At 44.2% G+C, this 21,597-nt stretch carries 19 protein-coding genes; 13 read left to right on the forward strand and 6 right to left on the reverse strand.

Annotated features, from left to right (window positions below; translation table 11 throughout):
* Nucleotides 1–168: 168 nt before the first annotated feature.
* From EOD41_RS06065 to rpmB, 3 genes are all read right to left on the reverse strand, one after another.
* Nucleotides 169–330 (reverse strand): DUF4295 domain-containing protein, encoded by a 162-nt coding sequence (locus EOD41_RS06065; RefSeq protein ID WP_127703905.1) that lies wholly within the window; start codon nt 328–330, stop codon nt 169–171.
* A 36-nt stretch (nt 331–366) separates the two neighbouring features.
* Complete coding sequence (gene rpmG, locus EOD41_RS06070) at nt 367–549, reverse strand: 50S ribosomal protein L33 (RefSeq protein ID WP_074490316.1); 183 nt, start codon at nt 547–549, stop codon at nt 367–369.
* A 70-nt stretch (nt 550–619) separates the two neighbouring features.
* The gene (rpmB, locus tag EOD41_RS06075; RefSeq protein WP_114005261.1) at nt 620–853 is read right to left on the reverse strand and encodes a 50S ribosomal protein L28; all 234 of its coding nucleotides are present in this window, start codon (nt 851–853) and stop codon (nt 620–622) included.
* Nucleotides 854–1,053: 200 nt separating this feature from the next.
* On the opposite strand from rpmB, the gene acs reads away from it, so the two are divergent.
* Nucleotides 1,054–2,955, forward strand: a complete 1,902-nt coding sequence (gene acs / locus EOD41_RS06080) for an acetate--CoA ligase (RefSeq protein ID WP_127703906.1) — start codon at nt 1,054–1,056, stop codon at nt 2,953–2,955.
* Nucleotides 2,956–3,101: 146 nt separating this feature from the next.
* On the opposite strand, the gene pgi is transcribed toward acs, so the two are convergent.
* Nucleotides 3,102–4,748, reverse strand: a complete 1,647-nt coding sequence (gene pgi, locus EOD41_RS06085) for a glucose-6-phosphate isomerase (protein ID WP_127703907.1) — start codon at nt 4,746–4,748, stop codon at nt 3,102–3,104.
* Nucleotides 4,749–4,999: 251 nt separating this feature from the next.
* Between pgi and EOD41_RS06090 the strand changes: the two genes are divergently transcribed.
* The 3 genes from EOD41_RS06090 (at nt 5,000) to EOD41_RS06100 (ending at nt 7,685) form a co-directional block, all read left to right on the forward strand.
* On the forward strand, nt 5,000–5,437 hold the full coding sequence (locus tag EOD41_RS06090; protein ID WP_127703908.1) for a hypothetical protein: 438 nt from the start codon (nt 5,000–5,002) through the stop codon (nt 5,435–5,437).
* Between the two features lie 95 nt (nt 5,438–5,532).
* A protein-coding gene (prfB, locus tag EOD41_RS06095; RefSeq protein WP_127703909.1) for a peptide chain release factor 2 occupies nt 5,533–6,628 on the forward strand; the annotation gives its coding sequence in 2 pieces (ribosomal slippage) (nt 5,533–5,592 and nt 5,594–6,628; 1,095 coding nt in all).
* Nucleotides 6,629–6,770: 142 nt separating this feature from the next.
* Complete coding sequence (locus tag EOD41_RS06100; RefSeq protein ID WP_127703910.1) at nt 6,771–7,685, forward strand: alpha/beta hydrolase; 915 nt, start codon at nt 6,771–6,773, stop codon at nt 7,683–7,685.
* Nucleotides 7,686–7,799: 114 nt separating this feature from the next.
* Here EOD41_RS06100 and EOD41_RS06105 read toward each other — a convergent pair whose 3' ends face one another.
* On the reverse strand, nt 7,800–8,660 hold the full coding sequence (locus tag EOD41_RS06105; protein WP_127703911.1) for a transglutaminase-like domain-containing protein: 861 nt from the start codon (nt 8,658–8,660) through the stop codon (nt 7,800–7,802).
* A gap of 41 nt (nt 8,661–8,701) precedes the next feature.
* On the opposite strand from EOD41_RS06105, the gene EOD41_RS06110 reads away from it, so the two are divergent.
* Complete coding sequence (locus EOD41_RS06110) at nt 8,702–9,487, forward strand: O-methyltransferase (protein WP_127703912.1); 786 nt, start codon at nt 8,702–8,704, stop codon at nt 9,485–9,487.
* 81 nt (nt 9,488–9,568) lie between these two features.
* Here EOD41_RS06110 and EOD41_RS06115 read toward each other — a convergent pair whose 3' ends face one another.
* Nucleotides 9,569–10,705 (reverse strand): BamA/TamA family outer membrane protein, encoded by a 1,137-nt coding sequence (locus tag EOD41_RS06115; protein WP_127703913.1) that lies wholly within the window; start codon nt 10,703–10,705, stop codon nt 9,569–9,571.
* 113 nt (nt 10,706–10,818) lie between these two features.
* On the opposite strand from EOD41_RS06115, the gene EOD41_RS06120 reads away from it, so the two are divergent.
* From EOD41_RS06120 to EOD41_RS06155, 8 genes are all read left to right on the forward strand, one after another.
* Nucleotides 10,819–11,802 carry a deoxyhypusine synthase family protein gene (locus EOD41_RS06120; RefSeq protein ID WP_127703914.1) on the forward strand — a complete coding sequence of 328 codons (984 nt, stop codon included), beginning with the start codon at nt 10,819–10,821 and terminating at the stop codon, nt 11,800–11,802.
* Between the two features lie 254 nt (nt 11,803–12,056).
* Complete coding sequence (locus tag EOD41_RS06125; protein ID WP_127703915.1) at nt 12,057–13,322, forward strand: c-type cytochrome; 1,266 nt, start codon at nt 12,057–12,059, stop codon at nt 13,320–13,322.
* A gap of 45 nt (nt 13,323–13,367) precedes the next feature.
* Nucleotides 13,368–16,415: a TAT-variant-translocated molybdopterin oxidoreductase gene (locus EOD41_RS06130; RefSeq protein WP_127703916.1), complete on the forward strand. Its 3,048-nt coding sequence runs from the start codon at nt 13,368–13,370 to the stop codon at nt 16,413–16,415.
* A gap of 31 nt (nt 16,416–16,446) precedes the next feature.
* On the forward strand, nt 16,447–17,922 hold the full coding sequence (nrfD, locus tag EOD41_RS06135; RefSeq protein ID WP_127703917.1) for an NrfD/PsrC family molybdoenzyme membrane anchor subunit: 1,476 nt from the start codon (nt 16,447–16,449) through the stop codon (nt 17,920–17,922).
* Nucleotides 17,922–18,461, forward strand: coding sequence for a DUF3341 domain-containing protein (locus EOD41_RS06140; RefSeq protein ID WP_127703918.1), 540 nt, complete (start codon nt 17,922–17,924; stop codon nt 18,459–18,461). The genes nrfD and EOD41_RS06140 overlap by 1 nt, the downstream gene beginning before the upstream one ends.
* Nucleotides 18,451–19,029: a c-type cytochrome gene (locus EOD41_RS06145; protein ID WP_317133182.1), complete on the forward strand. Its 579-nt coding sequence runs from the start codon at nt 18,451–18,453 to the stop codon at nt 19,027–19,029. Before EOD41_RS06140 ends, EOD41_RS06145 begins: the two co-directional genes overlap by 11 nt.
* A 12-nt stretch (nt 19,030–19,041) precedes the next feature.
* Nucleotides 19,042–20,328 (forward strand): polysulfide reductase NrfD family protein, encoded by a 1,287-nt coding sequence (locus tag EOD41_RS06150; protein WP_127703920.1) that lies wholly within the window; start codon nt 19,042–19,044, stop codon nt 20,326–20,328.
* Nucleotides 20,329–20,376: 48 nt separating this feature from the next.
* The gene (locus EOD41_RS06155; protein ID WP_127703921.1) at nt 20,377–21,591 is read left to right on the forward strand and encodes a cytochrome c oxidase subunit II; all 1,215 of its coding nucleotides are present in this window, start codon (nt 20,377–20,379) and stop codon (nt 21,589–21,591) included.
* Nucleotides 21,592–21,597: the final 6 nt, after the last annotated feature.

Consider the following 21,597-nt stretch of genomic DNA (forward strand, 5'->3'; position numbering starts at 1 on the left):
GCCGTATGCCATGCAAAAGTTAAAATGCAGGCTTAGCGATACTCGCCACACATCATCCGCACATTTGCACATCTGCATATTTGTACATCTGTACGGGTAATACAAAAAAAGCCCTCTCGTTAGCTAACAAGACGGCTTCTTATAAAAGTTCTTTCTTAAAAGAGCTGATTAAGCTTTTGCTTCGTTAATAGCGTCTTTTACGTGATCGTTATGAACGATAACTTCTTTGAAAGTGTAAGCACCTGTTTTAGGCGACTTAACAGCAGTGATCACTTTTGAATATTCTTTGCCTTTACCTGTTTTCAGGGTTGCAACTACTTTCTTTGCCATCTCTTTTTAATTTATGCTGATTAATTAATCAACCAATTATTTAATCTCTTTGTGAACTGTAACCTTCCTTAAAACAGGGTTGAATTTTTTCAACTCAAGTCTTTCGGTAGTGTTTTTCTTGTTCTTGGTGGTAATGTAGCGAGACATGCCTGGCATACCGCTTTCTTTGTGCTCGGTGCACTCTAATATTACCTGTACCCTGTTGCCTTTCTTAGCCATAATATTTTATGTTATGTAATACAGCTTTGATTTACTAATCACTAATAAACCAATCACTGATTACTATCTACTATATATATCCTTTTTTAACAAACTTGTTGATACAAGCTGTAATACCGTTTTTGCTGATAGTTTTAACAGCAGAAGTAGATACTTTTAAAGTAATCCACTTATCTTCTTCAGGGATGTAAAACTTTTTAAGTTTTAAGTTAGGATAAAATTTGCGTTTGGTTTTAACGTTCGAGTTTGAAACGTTATGGCCGTTCATATATCCTTTACCTGTTAGATCACAAATTCTTGACATGACAATCTGTATTTATTACGCTCTCCGTTTTAAAGAGGAGTGCAAATATCAGGATTTTAAAGTAATTAGACAATAGCGGTGTTAAAAAATTTTAAAAATCTTTATATCAGGCTAAAAGCACTTTCTAAAATGCTTATTTTGGCACCGAAACTAATTATTGCAAGAATTTCTTATAACCAATTATATAAACTTTTAACACAATGAAGATCACGTCGTTTGACCAGTATCAGCAGGCTTATAAAAAAAGTACCGAGCAACCTGAAGAATTTTGGGCTGACATAGCTGAAAATTTTACTTGGCGCAAAAAATGGGATAAAGTATTAGAGTGGAACTTCAAAGAACCCAATATCAAATGGTTTCAGGGGGCTAAACTGAATATTACCGAGAACTGCCTCGACCGTCACCTTGAGACGCTTGGAAACAAGCCGGCCATCATTTGGGAGCCGAATGATCCGGAAGAAAATCATCGTGTACTTACCTATAAGCAACTGCACGACAAAGTTTGCCAGTTTGCCAACGTATTAAAAAACAATGGCGCTAAAAAAGGCGACCGCATATGTATTTATATGCCGATGGTGCCTGAACTTGCTATTGCGGTGTTAGCCTGTGCCCGTATCGGCGCTATTCACTCGGTAGTGTTCGGCGGATTTTCAGCACAGTCAATTGCCGATAGGATAAACGACGCCAGCTGTAATATTGTAATTACCACTGATGGCGGTTTCCGTGGACCAAAAGAAATTCCGCTTAAAAATGTGATTGACGACGCGTTGGTACAGTGCCCGTCGGTAAAGCGCACCATTGTGCTTACCCGCAGCCATACACCGGTATCAATGATAAAGGGCCGCGATGTGTGGTGGGAAGACGAAATTAAAAAAGTAGAAACACAAGGTAACCCTGAATGCCCGGTTGAAGAGATGGACGCCGAGGATATGCTATTTATCCTGTACACTTCAGGTTCAACTGGTAAACCAAAAGGTGTAGTGCATACCTGCGGCGGCTATATGGTTTATACCGGTTATACTTTTGCCAATGTATTTCAATATGAACCGGGCGAAGTTTATTTCTGTACTGCCGATATTGGCTGGATAACCGGTCACTCATATATAGTTTACGGCCCGCTTTCGCAAGGCGCTACCGCGTTGATGTTTGAAGGCATACCAACCTGGCCCGACTGCGGCCGTTTCTGGGAGATTGTTGACAAGCACAAGGTTAACATATTATACACCGCGCCAACAGCCATCCGCTCATTAATGGGCTTCGGGCTTGAGAATGTTGAGAATAAAGATCTGAGCACCCTTAAAAAATTAGGATCAGTAGGTGAACCAATAAACGAGGAAGCATGGCACTGGTTTGACGATCATATAGGTAAAAACCGTTGCCCTATTGTTGATACCTGGTGGCAAACTGAAACAGGCGGTATTATGATATCGCCTATAGCCGGTGTTACCACAACTAAGCCGGGTTATGCCACATTACCGCTTCCTGGCGTGCAGCCAATATTGGTTGATGAAAACGGTAAGGAAATAGAAGGTAACGGCGTAAGCGGTAACCTTTGTATCAAATTCCCTTGGCCGGGCATGCTGCGTACTACCTACGGCGATCATGAACGCTGCCGTACTACCTATTTTGCTACTTACGATAATTTATATTTTACCGGCGACGGCTGCCTACGCGACGAAGACGGCTATTACCGTATAACCGGTCGGGTAGACGACGTGCTGAACGTATCAGGTCACCGTATTGGTACTGCCGAGGTTGAAAACGCTATCAATATGCACAGCAGCGTGGTTGAGTCGGCAGTAGTAGGTTATCCGCACGATATTAAAGGGCAGGGTGTTTATGCGTACGTGGTTAGTCCTGATAAACATGGTAATGAAGAGATTACCCGCAAGGATATCATCATGACGGTATCGCGCATTATTGGCCCAATTGCCAAACCTGATAAAATTCAGTTTGTAAGCGGCCTGCCAAAAACACGTTCAGGCAAGATAATGCGTCGTATTTTACGTAAGATAGCCGAAGGTGATACCTCAAACTTAGGCGATACCTCGACTTTGCTCGACCCGGCTGTAGTTGATGAAATAAAAGCAGGAGCTTTATAACTACAGAGTCAGGAAATAAGAATCAGGAGTCAGGAAACTAACACCACTTTATTCTTGCTCTCAATAACAGAAAGGCTTCGGTATTACCGAAGCCTTTCTGTTATAAGTCTTAATTCCTGACTCTTAATTCTTGATTCTAAATAAAACTATCTCCACTCTTTGTACTGATTGATCAGTCCATTGGTTGACGAATCGTGAGTTGACACTTCATCTGCAGTGCGCAGTTCTGGAAGTATTTTGCCTGCAAGCTGTTTGCCAAGCTCAACGCCCCATTGGTCGAAGCTGTAAATGTTCCATATAATACCCTGTACAAATATCTTGTGCTCATACATCGCGATAAGCGAACCCAACACATGCGGGGTTACTTTTTTAACCAGTATCGAGTTTGTCGGACGGTTACCTTCAAAAACTTTAAATGGCGCCAGTTTCTCAATTTCAGCTCCGGTTTTGCCCTGCGCCTGTAGTTCGGCAACCACTTCTTCGTGGGTTTTGCCGTTCATTAATGCTTCGGTTTGCGCAAAGAAGTTTGATAGCAGCAGCGTATGATGTTCACCAACCGGGTTGTGTGATTGTGCCGGTGCAATAAAATCGCAAGGTACAAGCTTAGTACCCTGGTGTATCAATTGGTAAAATGCATGCTGGCCGTTTGTGCCGGGCTCACCCCAGATAATCGGGCCAGTTTCATATTCAACGCGATTACCGTTACGGTCAACGTATTTGCCGTTGCTTTCCATATCGCCCTGCTGAAAGTACGCGGCAAAGCGGTGCAGGTATTGGTCGTATGGTAAAATGGCATGGCTTTCGGCCTCAAAAAAGTTGTTATACCAAATGCCTAATAGGGCCAGTATAACGGGAATATTCTGCTCAAACTCGGCATTACGGAAATGTAGGTCCATGGCATGGGCGCCATCAAGCAGTTCTTCAAATTTATCAAAGCCGATACCTAAGGCAATTGACAGGCCAATAGCACTGCAAAGTGAATAACGTCCGCCTACCCAATCCCAAAACTCAAACATGTTTTTGGTATCGATACCAAACTTGCTTACTGCTGATGCATTTGTTGACAATGCCGCGAAATGCTTGGCTACGTCTGCCTCGGTACCACCATTGTTGAGGAACCAGTCGCGCGCGCTGTGGGCGTTGGCCATGGTTTCCTGTGTGGTAAAGGTTTTTGACGCTATCAGGAATAACGTAGTTTCAGGGTCTATTTTCTTTAACGCTTCGGCAATGTGGGTACCATCAACGTTTGATACAAAGTGCAGATTCAAATGTGTTTTGTATGCTTTTAAGGCTTCCGTTACCATCACAGGCCCAAGGTCCGACCCACCAATGCCTATGTTCACCACGTCTGTAATTGCCTTACCTGTATAACCTTTCCATTCGCCACTTAAAACAGCTTCGGTAAAGGTTTTCATTTGGGCAAGTACGGCGTTAACTGCCGGCATTACATCTTTACCGTCGACAAGTACAGGCGTATTGCTGCGGTTGCGCAGGGCCGTATGCAGCACCTCGCGGTTTTCGGTAACGTTTATTTTCTCGCCTGTAAACATGGCCTCAATCGCCTCTTTTACACCACATTCTTTTGCAAGCTGTACTAATAAAGCTACTGTTTGCTCATCGGTGCGGTTTTTTGAGTAGTCAACCAGTATATCTTCAAACTGTATCGAGAACTTTTTAAAGCGCTCGCTATCAGTGCCGAATAGTTCGCGAAGGCTTTTTGGGGCTATGTCGATATAATGATCGGTAAGATATTTGAAGGCATTAGTTGAAGTAAAGTCTATAGCGGGTAGCATACGTGGTAATTTTTTGGCAAATGTAGGTATTTGCCTGCAAAAACCGGTTTTAAATCGCATCAAACCATATTGTACTTATTAGCCGAACATACATAGTGTTTTGTTTACACTATCAAAATTATTATTTTTTCATTTTTCTGCTTTTTAAATTTTGATAATTAAAACTTTTATTTAATATATTTGTCTTGTTTGTAACCAAACAGCAAAATTGTCACCATTTTGTTAATTTACCTTTAGAAGAATTTTATATCATGTTTGAAAAACTGTTCCAACTTGTCAAAAATAACGCCGGGACGGCTGTTATTGACAATCCAATGATTGCTGCCGAACACCATGAAGCAGTGATAAATGAGGCATCGAGCGCTATAATTGAGGTGCTTAAATCGCAGTTAGAAAGTGGCAAGGTGAAGGAACTGATAAAGTATTTTCAATACCCGGGTATTTATCAAAGTCCGCTGGTGTCAACTGTAGTAAATAAATTTGCTAACAGGCTTAACAAGTTTTACAGTATAGAGCCTTCAGTGGCTATCAGCACATCAAAAACATTAATGCCTGCAGTTATGCAGCAATTGGTGGAAGAAGTGCAGAAAGCCGATAACAACGACTTTAGCCTCACTACATTTTTATCAAAGCTTACCGGTAACCGCACTGATATGAGCACGCTGGTTAACAAAATGGCAGTAGCTTAACAGGAATCACTCCGTTTACTATACCATAAAGCTTGCAGGCTAACCTGCAAGCTTTTTTGTTTTATGCCTGTCCCCCAAATTTCTATATTTGCTTTATGACTAAAGAACAGATTCAGGATTTGAGGGATAGAACAGCTTCCCTGAGGAGGCATCTTTGACATCGACGCCAAACTTGAAAAATTAACCGAAGAACAGGAAATAACCGTAGGGCCTCACTTTTGGGATGCGCCTAAAGAGGCCGAAAAAGTACTCGCCTCAATAAAAGCAAAAAAGATATGGACTGATGCTTACCAGCAGGTGGCATCAAGCGTTGACGATACTCAGGTACTGTATGAGTTTTTTCAGGGTGGCGACGCTACAGAGGCTGAAATGCAGGAGCAGTTTAACGCCTCGCTAAAGCTTATTGAAGACCTTGAGTTTAAAAACATGCTTTCAGCAGAGGAGGATCAGCTGAATGCAGTATTGCAGATAACTGCCGGAGCCGGTGGTACCGAAAGCTGCGACTGGGCCGGTATGCTGATGCGTATGTACATTATGTGGGGCGAAAAGAACGGCTACAAGGTAACCGAGCAGGACTTTCAGGAAGGTGACGTGGCCGGTGTTAAAACCGTTACGCTGCAGTTTGAGGGTGAATTTTCATACGGCTACCTGAAAGGTGAAAACGGCGTGCACAGGCTGGTGCGGGTATCTCCTTTTGATGCCAACGCCAAGCGCCATACTTCGTTTGCTTCGGTATATGTGTACCCGCTGGTTGATGACACCATTGAGATAGAAGTTAACCCTGCAGATATCGAGTTTGAAACCTTCCGCTCGGGCGGTGCCGGTGGGCAGAACGTAAACAAGGTGGAAACCGCCGTGCGTTTGTATCACAAGCCATCGGGCATCATCATAAAAAACCAGGAGTCGCGCTCGCAATTACAGAATAAAGAAAATGCAATCCGACTGTTAAAATCGCAATTATATGAAATTGAGATGCGCAAGCGCATGGAAACCACCAATGCTATTGAGGGGAGCAAGAAAAAAATAGAATGGGGTTCGCAAATACGTAACTACGTATTGCATCCTTACAAATTGGTGAAAGACTTGCGCACCGACCATGAAACATCAAACGCGCAGGCGGTGCTTGATGGCGATTTAAACGACTTTTTAAAGGCTTACCTGATGGAGTTTGGCGGGCCGAAAGGGGCGTAAGCATTATGAAACACACCCATTAATGTTAATGAGTTAGTACTGTTTCCGCTTCCCCTTGAGAGGGATTTACCGGGTGCAAATTTGCAGTGACATTAACTAAGGTGTGTTTGCCGATAATATTTTAACAGTATAGTCTGAAATTATGAGACGCTTTTTTATCCTTTTTACCTTCTTACTAATGGCTTTTCTTTTCTTCGGCAATAAAACAATTGCACAGCAAGCGCCTATTCTGCTTTACCCTAATGGCGTGCCCAACAGCAAGCCAACACCTGCTGCATATGTGGAAAAGAAGGATGGTGATTGGATATATAAGGTAAGTATTCCTACTATTACGCCTTACTTTCCTGAAAAGCCAAACGGAACAGCAGTGATCGTGTGTCCGGGTGGCGGCTATGCCGGTCTTGCATCGGGGCATGAAGGGAAAGATGTAGCCAAAGCGTTTAATGAAGTTGGTGTTACCGCTTTTGTATTGAAGTATCGCCTGCCAAGCGATTCAATTATGGTTGACAAAACCATCGGTCCGCTGCAGGATGCGCAGCGTGCGGTACAAATATTAAGGGAGCGCGCCAAAGAGTGGAAGATCAATCCGAATAAGATTGGCATTATGGGCTTTTCGGCCGGCGGGCATTTCGCGGCAACAGCCATTACGCATTTTAACAAGCCGGTAATCGATAATAAGAACAATATCAATCTGCGTCCTGATTTTGGAATACTGATTTATCCGGTAATAACTTTTGGTGAATATACCCACCTTGGTTCGAAGGAAAATCTTGTAGGTAAAGATGCTACCCAGCAATTGATCGATCTGTACAGTGATGAAAAGCAGGTAACCGCGCAAACGCCGCCTACCTTCCTTGTTCACTCAACTGATGACCAAACAGTGCCGGTACAAAATAGCTTGCTATTTTATGAAGCATTGGTAAAAAATGGTGTTATTAAAGCCGAAATGCATATTTATCAGGCTGGCGGGCATGGCTACGGCATGAACAACCGCACCACAAAAGACAAATGGTTTGAAAGCCTGAAAAACTGGATGGCGGCCAATGGGTGGCTGTAAGCTATCTTAAACGTCATCACGAGGAACGAAGCAATCTTTGAAGTGTTTACGCTGATATGCTTATGTAGATATTGCCAAGCTATTGCTCGCAATCACGCGGTAAATAACTGAATACTACTCCTCTGTTATCGCCAGCAGCTCATTTAGCTCAGATACTTTCTCTGGCTGACCTAAATTTTCATAAGCGCTGATAAGGTTGCGCAGCACCCGTTTTACAATATCGGTGTTTGAGCATGGCTCGTAAAACTGCCTGTCGGGCTGCAGGTTCAGCTTGTTTAAAAACATATCAACATCCCGGCGACCGAAAACGGCCCCTTTGTTAAAGGCGTTTATATAAAATAATATGCCGCTTTCAAAATCGCTTTGCATGCTTTCATCCAAATAGGCCAAAATAAAATGCTGCGGCAGGTTAACGCCATATACCGGTATGTCCAGCTTTTGCGCTATTATAGAGTAAATGATGGCCAGTGATATTTGGTTGCCTTTTTTGGTTTCCAATACCTGGCTGATATAGCTGTTCTGCGGGTCCTGATGATTGGTGGTGTTGCCGCTGAAGCCGTAGATGTGGTAAAACACATGGTTTATCAGCTTCACTTGCTCAACAGGGCTGCCCTCATGCATCATTTGCACCCATATATCGCGCTTAATGGCTTCTATCTGGTTAATTACCTTCTGTTCGTCCAGATCGGGATATTGGTAGCGGTTCAAAATTAACACACCCTGCAGCAGGTCAAATGCGCCGCCATGTAGCCACAGCTTAAAATCTTCTTTTAAAATGCCGAATTGTATCTCGTGGACAAGGTTAGCAATGCGCTCCTGCAAAATCGGGTCGAAAGCTTCTGTAAAGGCGGCTTCAAGGTATTCAATAGCTTCGCCGCCAAAAGAGAGTAGTTTATTATGTACATGCTGAAAAATTTCCTGATCGGGGTCGTCCAGTAATTTTATCAGTGAATTTACTTCATTGGTATTTATCATGGGTATAACTAAAGTATCACTATTTATCTATTTTTACAACCATGTTCAATATAAGGTTTGCGGCCGATTACCTGCTTCACCGCTTTAAAGCGAAAACCAGGCACGGCATACACTCTCCCTTTGTATATCATTTGGTTGATAAAGTAATATACGACACCCAGCCTAAAAAAGTGTACAATGAAATTGAGGCTACCCGGAATTTACTTCTTTCTGACGATAGACTGATCACCGTTACCGACCTTGGCGCCGGTTCGCACCTTAATAATAATAAACAAAAAAAGATAAGCGCCCTCGCCAAAAACGCACTTAAAGCGCCAAAATTAGCGCAACTGCTATACAGGCTTGTAGCTGATATGCAACCAAAAAGCATTATTGAGCTGGGTACATGCCTCGGCGTAACCACCCTGTATCTGCAAAAGGCTGCACCCGAGGCAAAGGTTTTTACACTGGAAGGTTGCCCGCAAACTGCGTCGGTAGCTAATAAACAGTTTGAAGCTCATCAGTTAAATAATATAAACCTTGACGTGGGAAACTTTGATGATACCCTGCTACCAATTATAGACAGTTTGCCACAGCTTGATTTTGTATATGTTGACGGCAATCACCAAAAAGAAGCAACCCTGCGGTATTTTGAATGGTGCCTGCCAAAAGTACACGAAGGCACGCTGCTAATATTCGACGATATTTACTGGAGTGAAGGCATGAAAGAAGCCTGGGCGCAAATAAAAGCGCATCCTCAGGTAACAGTAACTATTGATTTGTTCTGGATAGGACTTGTCTACTTCAAAAAAGGGCAGGCGAAAGAAGATTTTATGGTGAAGGTTTAGTTAGTCCATGGACCATAGTCGGTAGGACCATGGTAAGAAAGGCGTTTCTATGGTCCATGGACTATCGACTAAGGACTAAAATCAAAACGCTTCCGCCAAACTCATGTACAACCCGCTTTGGCGTGGTTCGCCGGGGCGCTTTTCGCCTATGCCGTAATCAATGCGCATGCTTAAGCCCTTTTCCACGTCGAAAAAGTAACGTACACCGCCGCCAACGCTTGGCTTTAGCTCATCAAAACTGAACTTCTTGTGAAAAACTTCTCCTGCCCCGGCAAAGCCAACAATACCGAAGCGGTCGCTTATGCGGTAGCGTAGTTCGGCCTGACCGGCTATCAGGTTACGATCGCGGAAACGGCCATTATAGTAACCACGCATAATTTCGTCGGTACCAAGTGTGGGCAGCAGGTAAAAGGGAGCCGCGTCGCCAACAAGGCTTTGTTCATTAATGTTAAGGCCAAGCACAAGGCGCTTGCTTAAACTAAAAAATTGCGCGTACTCCAGGCTAAAAAAACCACCCTGGTAATTGTTTATATTGTACAGGCCTTTTATCAGTTCAAAAGTAGTGGTTACTATTGCGCCGCTGGTTGTATACGTATTGTTGTTGCGGTTGTCAAATACAAAGCTTGGCCCGCCACTTAATGTAACGCCACCACGTGGTTGCTGCTCGCGCGGTAAATTTTGATAGATACCGTCGCGTACCTTGTCTTCAAAAATATATCGGGCGCCACCACCAACTACGCCAAGATAAATATTTGACCCAAAACGTTTTTCGGCCGTTGCTCTTGCACGCATGCGTTTGTAGCCTAATGCGTCTTTATCGGCCTTACGGGTGTTATTGCCAATACCATAATAATCAAACGGGAAATTAATATAGCTTATTAAACCTGTATAGTGGTAACGGTTTTGCGGTGTCCAGTAATTGGTAGTAAGGCTTGCACGTGTTTGGCCCTTGGTAGTAAGCGTGATATAGCCAAATATATTTGATACACGTGTATTATTATTAAGCGTATCGGTATAAAACGAATACAAGGCCGAACCGCCGGCTTCAATACCGGTTTCGGGGGCCGAGGCTAAAACCGGGAGCACAAAAAAGCTGCTGTGTTTGCTGCTATCCTGCTCAAACAGCATTTTGCGTATAAACTTCGGGATAAGCTTGCGTTGCGCGAAACAAGGGTTTAGGATGATGCTTGCAATAAGCAGTAAAATGATTTTTTTCATTCGATAGAAAGATACGAATTAATGTACACCAATGCGACAAGGTTGTTTTTTGATTTTGAAAATAAGCATGTCAACAAAATAGCTACTTTTGCAAAAATTTAAATACCACCATCATGAGTAACGTAGCAAGAGGACCTATATCACAGTTCATTGAAAAAAATTACCTGCATTTTAATGCTGCCGCATTGGTTGATGCTGCAAAGGGTTATGAAACGCACCTGCTTGAAGGTGGTAAAATGATGGTGACCCTTGCCGGTGCCATGAGTACTGCCGAACTGGGTATTTCGCTTGCCGAAATGATACGTCAGGGCAAGATCGACATTATATCGTGCACAGGCGCTAACCTTGAAGAGGACATTATGAACCTGGTAGCGCACTCACACTACAAACGCGTACCAAACTACCGCGACTTAAGTCCGCAAGATGAGTGGGACTTATTAGAGAACCATTACAACCGCGTAACCGATACCTGTATCCCTGAAGAGGAAGCTTTCCGCCGCCTGCAAAAGCACATCCACAAAATATGGAAAGACGCCGATGATGCCGGGGAGCGTTATTTTCCGCATGAGTATATGTACAAGATATTGTTAAGCGGCGAGTTGGAGCAGTATTATGAGATCGACCCTAAAAACTCGTGGATGCTGGCTGCTGCCGAGCGTAACCTGCCTATTGTAGTACCGGGATGGGAAGACTCAACCATGGGTAACATCTTCGCTTCATATGTAATAAAAGGCCAGATCAAAGCCTCAACCATGAAAAGCGGTATCGAGTACATGGCATGGCTGGCCGACTGGTATGTAAAAAATTCAGATGGCAAAGGCATTGGCTTTTTCCAGATTGGCGGCGGTATAGCGGGCGACTTCCCGATATGCGTTGTGCCAATGCTATACCAGGATATGGAAATGGAAAATATTCCTTTCTGGAGCTATTTCTGCCAGATATCTGATTCAACAACATCATACGGTTCATACTCGGGCGCAGTGCCAAATGAAAAGATCACCTGGGGGAAACTGGATATCAACACGCCGAAATTCATTGTTGAATCAGACGCTACCATTGTAGCCCCACTGATATTCGCCTGGATACTAAAACAATAATTTAAAACAAAAAAGATTTTTATCAACTTATATATTGATTATAAACAGCCCTATTCTGAAATGTGCGTTTAAGCGCATTTTAAGCCATTTTAGCCCTTGTTTAGAACGATTATAAATTGTTGATAACTGTCATTTATTTGTCAGCCATACTGTAATAAGTTTTACTTTTGTGGCTGGAAAATTCGGCTGTAAACACAAAAATCGCACCGTGTTTTTGAAAATTTAATAAATATTAGTCAGTATAAATACACTTTATGAGTAATATCTCATTAATCCTTAAACAATTCTCAAGGTCAGTTTTACTGGTTGCGGGGTTAGCTTTATTAAGCAATACAACCTTTGCCCAGGCAGATCCGGCCAAAGGCGAAACCATTTTCAAAGCTAAATGTACGGCCTGTCACAAGATCGATTCGAAGCTGGTTGGTCCGGCTTTGGGCCCGCAAATATCATCAGAAACTGATGATGCTTATCTGGTAAAATGGATACAGAACAGCCAGGCGCTTATCGCTGCCAAAAACCCTAAAGCGGTAAAGATCTATGACGAGTATAACCAAATGGCGATGCCTCCGTTCCCGGATCTTAGCGAGGCCGACATTACAAACGTTATCGCTTACGTTCGCGAAGAGCATAAAAAAGCATCTGCAGCACCTGCTGCAGGAGCCGCCGGTGCAACTGCTGCTGCTGAAACCGGCCCGAGCAGTATCCTGATTTGGGGTTTGGTTGGCGTTATCGTTATCGCTTTCATTGTTATACTGGTACTTAACAAAGTTATCGGCACGTTAGAGCGCCTTCTGCTTAAAAACAAAGACCTTGTTTTAGAAGAAGAAGTTGTAGAGGGTGAGCCTGTTGATAAATTCGCTACACTTAAAAAACTGGCTAAAAACAAAAAACTGATGTTTTTTGTGGTGCTGTGCTTTGTTATCGCATTGGGCAGCTGGAACTGGGTAATTATGTGGAATACCAACATGCACCAGGGTTACCAACCGGTACAGCCTATTAAATACTCGCACGAGTTGCACGCCGGAGCAATGAAGATTGATTGCCAGTATTGCCACAGCGGCGCTTACAAATCAAAGAACGCCTCGATACCGTCACTTAACGTTTGTATGAACTGCCACAAGGTGGTTAAAACCGAATCACCTGAGATTCACAAAATTTACGACGCTTTGGGCTACGATCCTGATAAAGGAACTTATGACAGCACACAAGCCAAGCCGATACAGTGGGTGCGCATACACAACCTGCCTGATTTTGCTTACTTCAACCACTCGCAACACGTAGTAGTTGGCGGTATCAAATGTCAGCAGTGCCACGGCCCAATTCAAACCATGCCTGAGGTTTACCAATATTCACCACTTACAATGAAATGGTGTATACAGTGCCACAAACGCACCGAGGTTAACTTTAAAGGCAATGCTTACTACGACAAGATGATGCACGTTCACGACCTGATTAAAAAAGGCGAGAAAGTATCAGCTGCGGTAATGGGTGGTTTGGAATGTTCAAAATGCCACTATTAATATTTAGAGATTTAGAACTTAGCAATTACAGTTTATATAGCTTAAATGGATAGCAAAAAGAAATACTGGAAAGGTTTAGAAGAGCTGAACAGAACTCCGGAATTTGTTGAAAAAAACAAGCATGAGTTTGCTGAGCCGCTTCCGATTGAGGAAGTACTGAGCGGAGCAGGTCTTGCTTCAAAAACCCCTCGCCGCGACTTTTTGAAGGCGCTGGGTTTTGGTGTGGGCGCCGTAACACTGGCCGCCTGCCAGAAAGTGCCTGTGCACAAATCAATACCATATCTTATAAAGCCCGAAGAAGTTACTCCGGGTGTAGCTAACTACTACACTTCGAGCCACGACGGGCACGCCATATTGGTTAAAACCCGCGAAGGCCGTCCAATTAAAGTGGAAGGTAACCCGGGCGACGTACTGTCAGGCGGTGGCTTAAGCTCACAGTCGCAGGCTTCAGTACTTGACCTGTATGACAACAACCGTGTTAAAGATCCTCAACTTAACGGTAACGACGCTCCATGGGATGAGGTTGACCGTTTTGTTAAACAACAACTTGCTGCAGCGCAGGCAGGCGGTAAAAAGATCCGTATTATCACTTCAACCGTAAACAGCCCTTCAGCACAAGCGGTTCTTGCTGATTTTGTTGCCAAATATCCTGCAGCTAAACATATCAACTACGACGCATACTCATATACCGGCATAATACAGGCAAATCAGCAAAGCTTCGGTAAAGCGGTATTGCCACACTATAACTTTGACAAGGCTGACGTGATTGTTAGCGTTGGCGCCGATTTCCTTGGTTCATGGATATCAGGCGAAGAGTTTAGCCGCCAGTATGTATCAAAAAGGAATTCTAAGGCTCTTGAAAGCAAAAAAATGTCGCGCCACATCCAGTTTGAGGCAGGCATGAGCTTAACAGGTACCAATGCCGACGTTCGTATGCCTGTTAAGGTATCTGAAGAAGGCGCGGTACTGGTTGCTTTATACAATGCTTTAGCAGGAACTACGCTTCCGGGCACAAAAAAATTAAGCAGCCCTGCTGCCGAAAAAGCTGTAGTGCTTGCCGCTAAAGAACTCCAGGCCGCTAAAGGCCGCGCGGTAGTGGTTACCGGTTCAAACAGTGTAGCAAAACAAGTGCTTACCAACGCTATCAACGGTTTGCTTGGCAGCTACGGCACTACTATCGATCTGGATAACCCTTCATATCAATATAAAGGTAACGACGCCGAGTTTGTGCAGTTTATCAATGAAGCAAAACGCGGTGAAGTAGGTGCGGTAATCTTTCTGAACGCTAACCCTGCTTACGATTACTTCAATGCAAAAGATCTGAAAGACGCTTTGGGTAAAGTTAAGCTGAAAGTTTCTTTCTCTGATCATGACGACGAAACTGCCGCTTTATGTAACGTGGTAGCGCCAAACCATCACTACCTTGAGTCGTGGGGCGACAGCAATGCCATTGCAGGTTTCTACAGCGTGGTACAGCCAACTATCAACCCGGTATTTAATACCCGCCAGGCTGAGCAAAGCTTGTTGATTTGGGCTGAAGCGCCTGTGCAGGACTACTATGCTTATGTAAAGAATTACTGGAGCAAAAACCTGCTTGCATTAGCCGGGCTATCAGGCGAAGCAGGTTGGGAAACTTTACTGCAAACCGGTTATGTTAAAACTACTCCGGCTGCTGCATCAACAGCAGCATTTGCAGGAAACGTAACTGCTGCAGCGCAAACTATTGCCGACAATGCCTCGAAAATGGCTGCAAGCGGTGATGACAAAGTGGAAGTACAACTATACTTAAATACATCAATTGGCGACGGTAAATACGCCAACAACCCATGGTTACAGGAATTGCCTGACGGCGTTTCAAAAGTTACCTGGGACAACTACGCTGCCATTGCGCCTAAGTTTGCTGAAAAATTGGGCATTGAAGAAGGTGACGTAGTAAAAATTGAAGCTAACGGTTACAGTGTTGAAGTACCTGCATTATTCCAGCCGGGACAAGCGCAAGGCACTATCTCGATAGCAGTTGGTTACGGTCGTACAAAAGCAGGTGTTGTAGGTAACGAGGTTGGTAAAAACGTTTATCCGTTTGCCAGCTTCCGCGATGGCAGCATCCACAAAGCATTTGTAGCTTCAATATCAAAAACAGGCGATGTATCGCCACTGGCGCAAACACAAACTCACCACTCATACGAAGGTCGTGACGTTATACGCGAAACTACTTTAAAGGATTTTGTAAAAGACCCTACGGCAGCCAGCGGACACGGTGTTGAACACAAAAAATACAGTTTATGGGACGAGCATGACCGCCCTACTTATGACTGGGTTATGGCGATCGACCTGAATGCCTGTACCGGTTGCGGGGCTTGTATTGTAGCTTGTAACGTTGAGAATAATATCCCGGTTGTAGGTAAAGACGAGGTTAAACGTCGTCGTGAAATGCACTGGATCCGTATCGACCGTTACTACAGCTTCCACGAAGAAGGTAAAGTTGTTACTGAAGAGCGTGAAATTGACGATCTGGCCAGCCTTGACCACGTAACTGTTGTGCATCAGCCAATGCTGTGCCAGCACTGCGATCACGCGCCTTGCGAAACAGTTTGTCCGGTACTGGCAACAGTGCACTCAAGCGAGGGCTTAAACCAAATGGCTTACAACCGTTGCGTTGGTACACGTTACTGCGCAAACAACTGTCCGTACAAAGTGCGCCGCTTCAACTGGTTCAACTACTGGAACGATTCTCGTTTCGATAACTACCTGAACAATGAGCATACCCAGCTGGTGTTAAACCCTGACGTTACTACCCGTTTCCGTGGCGTAATGGAAAAATGTTCATTCTGCGTACAACGTATACAGGCAGGTAAACTGAAAGCTAAAATCGAAAATCGTCCGCTGCTTGATGGCGAGATCAAAGTGGCTTGTCAGCAAACATGTTCGGCAAACGCTATCATCTTCGGTAACCGTAACGATCCGAACTCGGAAGTTTCAAAAGCATTGAAGAGCGAACGCACGTACTACGTACTTGAGGAACTTAACGTACAGCCGGGTATTGGTTACCAGGTTAAGGTTAGAAACTCTTTTGAAACTGAAACTCAAGCTTAATATTATTACAACAGAGATATAGATAACATATATGGCATCTCACAGTGAATCGATACTCAGGGAACCGTTAATTACAGGCAAGAATATTACCTATGCCCAAATTACTAACGAGGTATTAGCCCCTGTAGAAAATAAACCTAACAAAGCGTGGTGGATAGGCTTCGTTGTTGCAGTACTTGGCGCTTTGCTTTGGGTAGTAAGCATAAGCCTTACCTTTTGGTATGGCTTGGGCGAATGGGGTTTGAATAAAACCGTTGGCTGGGCATGGGACATCACCGGCTTCGTATGGTGGGTAGGTATCGGTCACGCCGGTACGCTTATCTCGGCGGTATTGTTGTTGTTCCGTCAAAACTGGCGTAACTCAATTAACCGTTCGGCCGAGGCGATGACGATATTCGCCGTAATTTGCGCCGCTACTTATATCGTAGCGCACATGGGCCGCCCATGGTTAGCTTACTTCACCTTACCACTGCCAAACCAATACGGCTCGTTATGGGTAAACTGGAACTCGGCACTGATGATGGACGTATTCGCTATCTCAACATACTTCTCGGTATCGCTGGTGTTCTGGTACACAGGTTTATTGCCTGACATCGCTTCAATCCGCGACCGCGCTAAAGGCCTTCGCCGCCGTATATACTCGGTATTATCATTCGGCTGGACAGGTTCGGTAAAAACATGGCAGCGTTTCGAAACCGTGTCACTAATCCTGGCCGGTATATCAACACCGCTGGTACTTTCGGTACACACCATCGTATCTTTTGACTTTGCTACCTCGCTTGAACCGGGCTGGCACACTACCATCTTCCCGCCATATTTCGTTGCGGGTGCGATTTTCTCAGGTTTTGCCATGGTGCAAACCCTGTTGCTGATCACACGTAAAGTACTTGGACTGGAAAACTACATCACCATGTTCCACATCGAATCGATGAATAAGATCATCACCCTTACCGGTTCGATAGTAGGTGTGGCGTATTTAACAGAGTTCTTCATCGCGTGGTACTCAGGCGTTGAGTATGAGCAATACGCGTTCATTAACCGTGCAACCGGACCATACTGGTGGGCATACTGGAGCATGATGTCGTGTAACGTAATTTCTCCGCAGCTGTTCTGGTCAAAGAAACTGCGTACCAGCATTCCATTCTCATGGTTCCTGTCAATCATCGTGAACATTGGTATGTGGTTCGAGCGTTTCGTGATCATCGTTACCTCACTGCACCGCGACTATATCCCTTCAAGCTGGGTAATGTTCTATCCAAGCTGGGTTGACGTAGGCGTGTTCATCGGTTCAATAGGCGTATTCTTCACGTTGTTCCTGCTGTTTATCCGCTTCCTGCCTTCAGTGGCAATGGCCGAGGTGAAACTGCTGCTGAAAACATCAAGTGAGCAGGCTAAAAAGAAATTAATTGACAGCGGTAAATTAGATAAAGAACAAGTTGAGTCATATGTTAATCAGTTGAAAATATACGATAGCGTTGACATTACTGACTACGAAACTTCAAAATAATGAGCAGTACAAAATTTATATTAGGTCTTTTTGACGATCCGGATGACATGATGCACGGGATCGAGAAGCTACAAAAGAACAGCGTACCTATTTATGACGTCTATTCACCAATGCCCATACACGGTATTGAAGCAAAGCTGGGCGTAAAAGAATCACGCCTGGGCTACGCGGCCTTTTGCTTCGGCTTGCTGGGCGGTTCGGTGATATTCAGCATAGTGTACTACACACTGGTGCACGACTGGCCGATGAACATTGGCGGCAAGCCAACCTTCCCGATGCCGGTATTTGTACCGTTCACTTTTGAATGGACCATTTTGTGGACAGCTTTTGGTATGACGCTTACCTTCTTTGCCGCTACGCACCTGTTCCCGGGCCGTGCGCCAAGGGTAATGGACCTTAGGGCAACTGATGACAGGTTTGTTATAGCCATTGATGCCAAAGGCAACGTTCCGCATGATGATATAACCAATTTATTAAAAGAAGCAGGTGCTGTAGAAATTAAGCACAACACAAGGAAATATGTTAGCTATGACGAATAAGTTTAAAGTATTGGGGTTAATAGCCGCCTCTGTTGCTGCAACGGTATTAGTAACATCGTGTAAAGACAAGAGGAGCACAGGTTGGGAATACGCCCCCAATATGTACAGGCATATTGCGTACGATCCTGATCAAAAGAATAACAACTTTGCTGATGGCAAAACCGCGCAGGTTCCACCAAAAGGAACTATTCCGGTAGGGTTTACACGCTTTAACTATCCAAACACCCGTGGTGGTTATGATAGCGCAAGCGTTACGGCTACCAGTCCGCTTCCAACTACAAAGAAAAGCTTTGAAGAAGGAAAGGTTCTTTATGAGCATTTCTGCTCGCCATGCCACGGCATGACAGGACAAGGCGACGGTTTGGTTGTAGCCCATGGTTACCCTGCTCCGCCATCGTACTCAAAAGGCCAGTCGTCTCGCGGAGGCGCGATGAAAGATCTTACCGACGGTAAAATTTATCATACAATTACTTACGGTGTAAACGCGATGGGCTCGTATGCGTCGCAGCTGTCTCCGGTTGAGCGCTGGAAAGTAGTAGCCTATGTTCACCATTTACAAACTTTATAATACTTTATATTAATGGGTACTCATACAAGTATTGACGAACGATATGAATTTTCAGGCCGAGTAAAAACCTGGAGTTTAATAGCCATTGTTTTAGGCGTGGTGGGCGTTGCATACGGTTTTCTTATCGGCGGCGACTCGGTACAGCGTACGTTCAGCAACCTGTTGCTTGCAAGCTACTATTTTGCCTGTGTTTGTACAGCCGCGGTATTCTTTTTAGCATACCAGTATGTGGCTCAGGCCGGCTGGTCGGCTGCGCTGCTGCGTGTACCGCAAGCCATGGCCAAGGTACTGCCTATAGCCGCTGTAATATTTATAGTGGTGGCGCTTGCAGGTTTGTTTACAACACATGAGGTTGTAAATGAAGAAGGCCACAAAGAAGTAATGCCTTACCTGTATGGTCACTGGGCTGCTCACGGATTAACTGATCCTTCAAGCGAGCATTACGACCCTATCATTGCAGGCAAGTCGTCATTCCTTAACATTCCGTTCTTTGCAGGAGTTATTGTTGTTCTGCTTGGTTTATACTCGCTGTTTGGCTACCTACTGGTTAAATTCTCCCAAAATGAGGATCAACTGGGCGGTATGTTCAACTACGATAAAAGCTTTAAATATTCAGCTATATTCCTGGTAATATTTGGTTTTACCTTCCCGGTGTTCGCGTTCGACGCTATCATGTCGCTTGAGGCACACTGGTTCTCAACCATGTTTGGCTGGTATAACCTTGCCGCGGCACACGTAAGCGGGCTGGCAGTAATTACACTATTAGTAATATACCTGCGTAAAAAAGGATATATGCAGTGGATTAGTGAAAACCACCTGCACGATTTGGGCAAGCTGATGTTCGCATTCTCTATCTTCTGGACATACGTATGGTTTGGACAGTTCTTCCTGATCTGGTACGCCAACATGCCCGAAGAAACCGTGTATTTTTACAAAAGATGGGAACCTGAATACAAATGGTGGTTCTGGCTTAATATCGTGTTAAACTTTGTTGCGCCATTGTTGCTGTTAATGTCTCGCGATGCAAAACGTTTAACCGCAAGATTACAGTTTACCGCATGGGTACTTATCATTGGCCATTGGCTTGATTACTATCTGATGATTATGCCTGGTACAATTCACCACGAAGCAGGACACGAAGTGCACATATGGGATCAGTTTGGATTACAGGAGCTGTTAATTTTTGTAGGATTTGCCGGTATACTGATCTTCCTGACGCTTAACTCGTTAAGTAAGTTTACTTCACTGGTGCCTAAAAAACACCCGTTCCTGGACGAGAGCTTACATCACCACCAATAATAATTGTTAACTTTGCACCCTAATAAAGAATACCAAACAAGCAGTAAAATGGCATTCAAACAACTAATAAATTCTAAAAAATTATTTTCGCTGCTGGCGATGCTAATCCTGTTTGGCACTCAGGTGCTGTTTGCGCAGGTTGAATCGACAACAGCCGGTGAGCAGGGAGCCCCTGCAGCCGCTGCACATGCCGATAAACCGGATGTATGGGCAGGTGTATCTTACTACGTACTGCTGTTTTTGGTAGTGTGTGTGGCAGTGGCCATTGTTGGTAAAATATTGAAGGTTTATGACCTGACCCGCCAGATACAAGGCAAAAAAGGCCTTAACTGGAATAATGTAATGGGCGGTTTGTTCCTGTTATTCCTGGTGCTTGGTCTTTATGGTTCATACTGGTCGTTCACGGTGCATGGTTCTATGATATTGCCTGAGGCAGCATCTATACATGGCGCTAAGCTTGATACCATGTTCTATGTAACTTTCGGTATTACTGTTGTGGTTTTTGTGATCACCCAGATACTGCTGTTCGGTTTCGCTTTCTTATACCGCGGATCAGACAAACGCAAAGCTACCTATTACCCGCATAACAACGCTATCGAAGCTGCCTGGACAATTGCTCCGGCCATCGTACTTACCGTATTGGTTGTGTTCGGTTTTCTTACCTGGCAAAAAATCACCAACACTGTTGACGCTGAAGGTGAACCTGCTTCAATAAACATTGAAGTGGTAGCACACCAGTTTGCATGGGAACTTCGTTATCCTGGTAAAGATCAGAAACTGGGCAACATGAGCTACAAACTGGTTAGCGGCACCAATAAAGTGGGTGTGGATTTCAAAGATAAAAACAGCTTTGACGATCAGATGGCCGATACGCTTGTTATTCCTGTAAATAAATCTATTAAACTGAATATCCATTCTCAGGACGTTATACATAGTGTTTACATGCCTCACTTCCGTGTGCAAATGAACGCTGTACCGGGGTTACCAACTTATTTTAAGTTCACCCCTACCATGACTACTCAGCAAATGAAGATGAAAGAGGATGATGCTAAGTTTGAATACCTGCTTTATTGCAACAAAATATGCGGTGGTGGTCACTACAACATGAAAAAAGTGGTACGTGTGGTAACCGAAGGCGAATACCAGAAATGGTTGTCGCAGCAAAAGCCGTATTTGAATGACGCGCTTAAAGCTGAGTTAGGTTTTGCTAAAGCTGAGCAAAAACAAGGTGAGAAAGAAAACAGGTTAGCAGTAAACAATTAATAAAAA

This window comes from Mucilaginibacter limnophilus, assembly GCF_004005815.1.
Lineage (GTDB): Bacteria > Bacteroidota > Bacteroidia > Sphingobacteriales > Sphingobacteriaceae > Mucilaginibacter > Mucilaginibacter limnophilus.